Below are 6,848 nucleotides of genomic sequence, written 5' to 3'. Positions count from 1 at the left end.
CCCCCGTTCGCTGCGCTCCGGGGGAGGATTGAGTTACTGCGGCTCCCGCCCGGCGGCCGTGGAGCCGAAGGGATTGGACGGGCCGCCGTCGATGCCAACCTGGCTGGAGGGGCGGTTGACGGTCGCCGGATCGATGATCGGCCGCGCGTTGGCGTCGCGCGGGGCGCGTTCGGTCTCGCGCGGCGCCGGCGCTTCCAGATCGGCCATGCGGCCGCAGGCCGACAACGCGAGGGCGAGGGCGACGGCGCCCAGGACAGGGAGGGTCTTCATGGCTTGATCCTTCACGCGAGACGGGCCTTCCAGTCGGCGATGCGCGCGCGGACCTGTTCCGGCGCGGTTCCCCCAAAGCTCTGGCGGCTGGCGCAGGAAGCCTCAGGGCTGAGCACCTTGTAAACATCCTCGGTGACGCGGGGGTTCAGCGCCTGCAATTCGGCGAGCGGCAGTTGCTCCAGACCCACGCCCAAGGCCTCCGCCCGCTTCACCGCCGCCCCGGTCACATGGTGCGCCTGACGGAACGGCAGCCCGGCCTCCCGCACCAGCCAGTCGGCGAGGTCCGTCGCCGTGGAATAGCCCCAGCCCGCGGCTTCCGCCATGCGGGCGGTGTTGGGTCGCAGCGCCGCCACCATCGCCGTCATGGCGGTCAGTGCCAGATCCAGCGCGTCCATGGCCTCGAACACCGGCGGCTTGTCCTCCTGCATGTCCTTGGAATAGGCCAGCGGCAGGCCCTTCATCACGGTCGACAGGGCGACGAAGGCCCCCATGATCCGCCCCGTCTTGGCCCGGACCAGCTCGGCCGCGTCCGGGTTCCGCTTCTGCGGCATGATCGACGAGCCGGTCGTCAGGTCGTCCGGCAGGGTGACGAAGCCGAACATCGGCGTCATCCACACCACGATCTCCTCGGCCAGCCGCGACAGATGCCCGGCCGTGATCGAGGCCGCCGCCAGGGTCTCCAGCGCGAAGTCCCGGTCCGAAACCGCGTCCAGACTGTTGCCCATCGGCCGGTCGAACCCGAGGTCCTTGGCCGTCGCATGTCGATCGATCGGGAAGGGAGACCCGGCCAAGGCCGCCGCCCCCAGCGGGCTCTCGTTCATGCGGGCCCGGGCGTCGGCGAAACGCCCGGCGTCGCGGCCGAACATCTCGACATAGGCCATCAGGTGATGGCCCAGCGTCACCGGCTGGGCGGTCTGCAGATGGGTGAAGCCCGGCATCAGGTCGCCCGCGTGCTGTTCGGCGCGGGCCAACAAGGCAGACTGCAGCGCCTTCAGCTGCTCGCCCGTCCGGTCGCAGGCATCGCGCACCCACAAACGGAAATCCACGGCGACCTGGTCGTTGCGGCTGCGGGCCGTGTGCAGACGCCCCGACGGCTCGCCGATCAGTTCGGACAGCCGCGCCTCGACGTTCAGGTGGATGTCCTCATACTCGTCGCGGAAGGGGAAGGTCCCGGCCTCGATCTCGGCCTGGATGGTGTCCAGCCCCGACAGGATCGCCGCCCCGTCCTCGGCCCCGACGATCCCCTGCGCCATCAGCATGCGGCAATGGGCCCGCGAGCCGCGCAGATCCTGCGCCCACAGGCGTTGATCCACGCCGATGGAGACATTGATCGCCTGCATGATCTCGGCGGGCTTGGCGGAAAAGCGCCCGCCCCATAGGGTCTGGCCCGACGACGGCGCAGGGGCCGGAGGATTGGAGTCAGGCATGGGCGGGTCCGGGAAAGGCGTTCTGATCGGGGCGCTGGCCTTGGCGGTGATCGCCGGGGGCACGGTGGGCACCCTATACGCCATGCGTGCCGGTCCTTTCAAAGGCGCTGAGCCGGTCGAGGCCGGACCGGTAGCGAGAAGCGAGCTGGCCCGCTTCGCCACGGGCCCTCTGGCCCGGCTGGAGACCCCCGCCGTGCTCGAAACCGCGCCCGTCTACGTCTTCCGCGACCGCGAGGGCGCCGAGGTCCGGTTCGAGGATTTCCGGGGCAAGGTCGTTCTGGTGAACCTCTGGGCCATGTGGTGCGCGCCGTGCCGCACCGAGATGCCGACCATCGCCGCCCTGGCCTCGGCCTATCCGGACGGAGACCTGGTCGTGCTGCCGATCAACGTCGACACGGGCGCCGACGCCGTGGCCGACGCCCGCTCCTTCATCGACGTGCACGAGCCCCTGCCCTTCTATTCGGACACGCGCTTCCAGCTGCCGTTCGAGTTTCCGGGCCGGGGAAAGATGCCCCAGACGATCCTGCTGGACCGTCAGGGACGCATCCACGCGGCCTTCTCGGGCGAGGCGAACTGGAACAGCACCGAGGCCCGCGCCCTGATCGACGCGGTCCTGGCGGAAGGCACGTGAGAGGACTTGATCGCGAGGGTCGGTCGACCCATCGTCTTCGTCCCGAAAAGCGGAGAGGTCGCTATGTCATCGCTCACCGGTATCGCCCGAGGCGCAGGTCAGGGTGCTGTGCTCGTCGCGGGTCTGGCCACCCTTGTGGCCTTCATTTCACCGTATGATCTCGTTGACGCGGTCGTTGCGGCGCCCCTGGACATGCTGGCCCGTCTGGCGGCGTTTGCCGGCATAGGCGCGTTGGGCAATGCGGCCCTTGTCATCCTGCTTGGCTCGGATCGGTCGAGCGCGTCGGCCGTCAGAGACAAGTGACCGCATGACGAGACCGACCGAGGGCTGATCGCACTCAGGATCAGGCCGGCGGGGTCGCGCCGGGGCGGCCCTCGGCGGCGGCCTCGGCCTGATTTTCCTCGAGCCTGTCGGCCAGGTTCCCCGCGCCCTCTTCCACGGCCTGGGCCGCCTTCATGGCTCCGGCTTCCAGCACCTCGCCGGCGGCGGCGGCACCTTCCTGAAGCTCCTGCCCCGCTTCGGCGGCGGCGGCCTCGGCATTGTCGCCGGCGGCGTCCGCCTCGGCGGCGGTCTGGTCCTGCTCGGCCTCGGTGCAGGCGACGACGCCCAGCGACAGGGCGGCGATGGCGGACACGGCGATGATGGACGGCAGACGAACGCGCATGGGAAACCCCCGGTCAAGCTGTGGAACCTTCGCTGACAACGCCGGTCCGGCGCTTCGGTTGCGCCCTGACGGCCGTAGCGCCCCATTAAGGTTTACCGGACATGATCGGCGCGAACCTCGCGGAGACGCACCCTCCCATGCCCATGCCCGTCGAAGCGCTGCACGCCTGCCTGGCCGAGGCCTTCCCCGACGCCGAGATCGCGATCGACGACCTGGCGGGCGACGGCGACCACTATCGCGCGCGCATCGTATCGACGGCCTTCGAGGGCCTGTCGCGGGTCAGACAACACCAGCTGGTCTACGCCGCGCTCAAGGGCCGCATGGGCGGGGAGCTGCATGCCCTGGCGCTCGAAACCTCCGCACCCAGCAAGGGAGACTGACGATGCGGTATCGCCCCTTCGGCGCCTCCGGGGGTGCCGTGTCCAGCCTGACGCTGAGCCTGGGCCTGGGCGCCCTGACGCGCGGCGAGGAAGCCGCCCACGGCCTGATCTATGCGGCGCTGGAAGCCGGCATCAACGCCTACAGCCTGGAGAGCGCCGACCCGGTGCTGGCCGAGGTGCTGGGCCATGCGGTCGCCAACGTGGACCGGAAGCTGCTGAACATCAGCCTTCACCTGGGCGCCGGCGACGGCCGCAAGGGATCGGCGCGCGACTTCTCGGCCGAGGGCATGACCGGGGCGATCGACCGCTGCCTGCACGTCTCGGGACTGGGCTGGTTCGACCTGGCCATCCTGGACGAACCCGGCGAGCACGAGCTGTCGCAGAGCTCGCTGAACGCGCTCAAGGCGCTGCGGGCCACCGAACGCGTACGATACCTGGGCGTCTCCGGCGAGGGCGAGGTGATGGACGCCTATGTCTCGACCGGCGCCTTCGACGTCCTGGCCACGCCGTTCCACGTCAATGTCGACTGGCGCATCCGCAGTCGCATGCGCGCCGCTCGCGAGCAGGACATGGTCATCCTGGCCTATGACTACTTCCCCGAGGCCCTGAACACCGAGAAGAAGGCGGCAACGGTTCATCAGCCGCCGACGCGGAAGGGCCTGTTCGGCTTCGGTGCGCCCAAGCCCGAGCGCCCCAAGGACGATCCTCTGGCGGGCGCGGGCACTTTCGCCTTCCTGCACCGCACGCCGAACTGGACAGCGGAGGCGATCTGTCTGGCGCACGCCATGACCGACCCCAGCGTCGCGAGCGTTCTGGTCCGCGCCGGCGATGTCGACCGGCTCGCCGTCCTCGCCGCGGTGCCTGAGCGCGACATGCCTCCGGGCCTCTCAGCGCAGATCGAAATGGCCCGCGTGGCGGCCTGATCCCCTGCCGGACTCGCGGGGCCGTGATCGGCCGCGACCTTGACCCGCATCGTCATGGTGCCTAGCTGACGGCCGCACACGAAAGGCGTCCCCGTGACCGATACCGCTGTCGAAACTCCCGCCGATCCGATCCACGCCTTCATCGCCCAGGCGATCGCCGAGCACCCGGTTGTCCTGTTCATGAAGGGCACGCCGGACGCGCCGCGCTGCGGCTTTTCCTCGCTGGCGGTGCAGATTCTGGATCATGTCGGCGTCGAATTCGTCGGGGTGGACGTGCTTCAGGACGACGGCCTGCGGGACGGCATCAAGACCTTCACCGACTGGCCGACCATTCCCCAGCTGTATGTGAAGGGCGAGTTCGTCGGCGGTTCGGATATCGTGCGCGAGATGTTCCAGGCCGGTGAGCTGCAGGCCCTCATGGCCGAAAAGGGCGTGACGACCAGCCAGGCCTGACGCGCATGGCCCGAAAGACGCTGGAGCCGCGCCCGGACCGCGAGGTCTTCGAGCTGCCGCTCGTCATTCGACCCGAACACATCGACGACAACGGCCATGTGAACAATGTGGTCTATGTCGGCTGGCTGCAGGACGCCGGCACCGCCCACTGGAACGCGCGATTCGACGCCGAGACCCGGGCGAAATGGTCCTGGGTCGCCCTGCGTCACGAGATCGACTACCTGCGCGCCCTGATGCCGGACTCGGTCGCGGTCGCCCGCACCTGGGTCGGCGAGCCGCAGGGTCCGCGCTTCGCCCGCTATGTCCGCATCGAGGACGGCGAGGGCCGGCTATGCGCGCAAGGGATCTCCGAATGGTGCCTGATCGAGCCGCGCACCATGCGGCCGACGCGCATCCCGACCGACATGCTGCCGACGTTCGAGCGGCGCTGAAAGGCCGGTCCGAAAGGACTCATTCCATTCGCGGCTTTGTGCTAGACTGCAGCGTTGTCGTCCGGACGCTCCGGGACAACCGACCCTGCATCGAAAAGAATACCGGGAACGGCTTTCGCTCCGCGAGCCTCCGGATCACCCTGGAGGGCCAGCCATGGCTGCCCATCCACCACTGCATCCCGATGGTCCCCTCAGCCTGGCGCTGGCCGTCGTGGGCTCATCGAAACCGCCCCTTCTGCTGCTGGATCAGTCGCTCAAGATCGTCGCCGCCAGCGCGTCGTTCTGCCGGACGTTCGACATCGATCCCGATCGGATCGTCGGCCGCTATCTTGGCGAGATCGGCACGGGTGAGTGGAACAAGCCTCAGCTGCAGATCCTGCTGGAAGCCACGGCGGGCGGCGACGCCGACATCGCGGCGTATGAAATGGACCTGAAGGGTCCGCGTCAGGGCGTTCGCTGCCTGGTCATCAACGCACAGCGTCTGGCCTATGCGTCATCCGATCAGCCTGTCCGCCTTCTCGTGACGATCGACGACGTGACCGACGCCCGCGCCGAGGACCAGCTGCGCGACGACCTTCTGCGCGAGAAGGGCATCCTGCTGCAGGAGCTGCAGCACCGCGTCGCCAACAGCCTGCAGATCATCGCCAGCGTCATCCTGCAGAGCGCGCGTAAGGTCCAGTCCGACGAGGCCCGCCTGCATCTGAAGGACGCCCACAGCCGGGTGATGTCGGTCGCTGCTCTGCAGCAGCAGCTGGCCGCGTCGCGTCTGGGCGAGGTCGAGCTGGCACCCTACTTCACCCAGCTGTGCAAGAGCATCGCCGCCTCCATGATCCACGATCCCGAGCGCCTGACGCTGACCGTCGAGGCCGACGACAGTGCCGCCGACGCCGATGTCTCCGTCAGCCTGGGCCTGGTGGTGACCGAGCTGGTCATCAACGCGCTGAAGCACGCCTTCCCCGGCGGACGGAACGGGACGATCCGGGTCGGCTATGAGAGCCACGGTGCCAACTGGACGCTGACCGTCGCTGACGACGGGGTCGGCATGCCCAAGGACGCCGCCAGCGCGACGCCAGGCCTGGGCACCAGCATCGTCGAGGCCCTGGCGCGTCAGCTGCACGCGCGGATCCAGGTCGAGGACCAGCATCCGGGCACACGGGTGTCGGTGATCCACAGCCAGCTGACAGCGGTCCAGAACCCGCCGCTGAGCGCCAGCAATCCCGCCTAGATCGACGGTGGCAACTGGTAGGGATTGTTGACGCGAACCCGCTCGCCGGGCGCAAGGCCCAGTTCCTCGAACGACCAGATGATCTCGATCCCCTCGGCCATGGGCTGGTCGCAGGTGTCCTCATCGATGCGTCGAAGCGTGATGGTGGAGCCATCGCGGGCGCGTTCGACGACCGGCGTCAGGTCGTCCTTGTCGGTGCAGCCGTTCGAGCTGACCCAGAAGACCGCCAGGTCGCGCGTGATGGCGGCCGCGTGGATCGGCTCCAGCTGGCCAGGCATGGCGCGCACCACCGCGTATTCCCGCCCGAACGGCAGCAGGGCGCACCCGGACGCGCCGAGCACCGCGACGGCGACGATGCAGAGTGTGCGGAGGGTGGACATGCGCCCGATCCCGTAACAGCCAGAGACCGAATGATCACCCAATTCGGCCCGGTCCGCATCTGAT

11 protein-coding genes are annotated in these 6,848 nt (G+C 68.9%); 7 read left to right on the top strand and 4 right to left on the bottom strand.

Annotated features, from left to right (window positions below; genetic code table 11):
• Positions 1-33: 33 nt before the first annotated feature.
• Both IP78_RS02445 and argH read right to left on the bottom strand, forming a co-directional pair.
• Entirely contained in the window at positions 34-270 is a 237-nt protein-coding gene (locus IP78_RS02445) for a hypothetical protein (RefSeq protein WP_054110126.1), read from the bottom strand.
• Between the two features lie 11 nt (positions 271-281).
• Positions 282-1,697, bottom strand: coding sequence for an argininosuccinate lyase (argH, locus tag IP78_RS02440; RefSeq protein ID WP_054110125.1), 1,416 nt, complete (start codon positions 1,695-1,697; stop codon positions 282-284).
• Between argH and IP78_RS02435 the strand changes: the two genes are divergently transcribed.
• Positions 1,696-2,328 (top strand): TlpA disulfide reductase family protein, encoded by a 633-nt coding sequence (locus IP78_RS02435; RefSeq protein WP_054110121.1) that lies wholly within the window; start codon positions 1,696-1,698, stop codon positions 2,326-2,328. The two genes, argH and IP78_RS02435, sit on opposite strands and share 2 nt — an antisense overlap.
• A gap of 63 nt (positions 2,329-2,391) precedes the next feature.
• Entirely contained in the window at positions 2,392-2,631 is a 240-nt protein-coding gene (locus IP78_RS02430) for a hypothetical protein (RefSeq protein WP_054110120.1), read from the top strand.
• Between the two features lie 40 nt (positions 2,632-2,671).
• Here the strand turns inward: IP78_RS02430 and IP78_RS02425 are convergent, their stop codons facing one another.
• Positions 2,672-2,992 carry a hypothetical protein gene (locus IP78_RS02425; RefSeq protein WP_054110119.1) on the bottom strand — a complete coding sequence of 107 codons (321 nt, stop codon included), beginning with the start codon at positions 2,990-2,992 and terminating at the stop codon, positions 2,672-2,674.
• A gap of 137 nt (positions 2,993-3,129) precedes the next feature.
• On the opposite strand from IP78_RS02425, the gene IP78_RS02420 reads away from it, so the two are divergent.
• The 5 genes from IP78_RS02420 (at position 3,130) to IP78_RS02400 (ending at position 6,404) form a co-directional block, all read left to right on the top strand.
• Positions 3,130-3,372 carry a BolA/IbaG family iron-sulfur metabolism protein gene (locus tag IP78_RS02420; protein WP_054110124.1) on the top strand — a complete coding sequence of 81 codons (243 nt, stop codon included), beginning with the start codon at positions 3,130-3,132 and terminating at the stop codon, positions 3,370-3,372.
• Between the two features lie 2 nt (positions 3,373-3,374).
• The gene (locus tag IP78_RS02415) at positions 3,375-4,295 is read left to right on the top strand and encodes an oxidoreductase (RefSeq protein WP_054110118.1); all 921 of its coding nucleotides are present in this window, start codon (positions 3,375-3,377) and stop codon (positions 4,293-4,295) included.
• Positions 4,296-4,388: 93 nt separating this feature from the next.
• Positions 4,389-4,748, top strand: a complete 360-nt coding sequence (grxD, locus tag IP78_RS02410; RefSeq protein ID WP_054110117.1) for a Grx4 family monothiol glutaredoxin — start codon at positions 4,389-4,391, stop codon at positions 4,746-4,748.
• Positions 4,749-4,753: 5 nt separating this feature from the next.
• Positions 4,754-5,179, top strand: coding sequence for a thioesterase family protein (locus tag IP78_RS02405; RefSeq protein ID WP_054110116.1), 426 nt, complete (start codon positions 4,754-4,756; stop codon positions 5,177-5,179).
• A gap of 154 nt (positions 5,180-5,333) precedes the next feature.
• Positions 5,334-6,404, top strand: a complete 1,071-nt coding sequence (locus IP78_RS02400; protein WP_054110115.1) for a sensor histidine kinase — start codon at positions 5,334-5,336, stop codon at positions 6,402-6,404.
• Here the strand turns inward: IP78_RS02400 and IP78_RS02395 are convergent.
• Positions 6,401-6,784, bottom strand: coding sequence for a hypothetical protein (locus tag IP78_RS02395; protein WP_054110114.1), 384 nt, complete (start codon positions 6,782-6,784; stop codon positions 6,401-6,403). The genes IP78_RS02400 and IP78_RS02395 overlap by 4 nt on opposite strands.
• Positions 6,785-6,848: the final 64 nt, after the last annotated feature.

The sequence above is a fragment of the Brevundimonas sp. AAP58 genome, assembly GCF_001295975.1.
GTDB lineage: Bacteria > Pseudomonadota > Alphaproteobacteria > Caulobacterales > Caulobacteraceae > Brevundimonas.
Note: the sequence above shows the minus strand (reverse complement) of the source record. Positions and strands in the feature narration are given on the sequence as shown.